The organism is Neisseria sp. P0009.S007 (assembly GCF_051962515.1).
The window spans coordinates 1-245 of sequence record NZ_JBQCVF010001233.1 but is presented as its reverse complement, the minus strand read 5'-3'; the positions used below and the strand labels follow the sequence as shown (position 1 = coordinate 245).

Genomic DNA, 245 nt, shown 5'->3' with positions numbered 1-245 from the left:
AAGAAGGCCTGAGGGTTGTAAAGCACTTTCAGTGGGGAGGAGGGTACTTAGGTTAAGAGCTAGAGTACTGGACGTTACCCACAGAAGAAGCACCGGCTAACTCCGTGCCAGCAGCCGCGGTAATACGGAGGGTGCAAGCGTTATCCGGAATTATTGGGCGTAAAGAGCTCGTAGGCGGTTTGTCGCGTCTGCTGTGAAAACTGGAGGCTCAACCTCCAGCCTGCAGTGGGTACTGGCAGACTAGA

At 54.3% G+C, this 245-nt stretch carries 1 rRNA gene; it reads left to right on the top strand.

Annotation, left to right across the window (positions count from 1 at the left end):
• Positions 1 to 245: ribosomal RNA gene (locus ACTHS3_RS18430) — 16S ribosomal RNA — on the top strand; the annotation flags it as partial.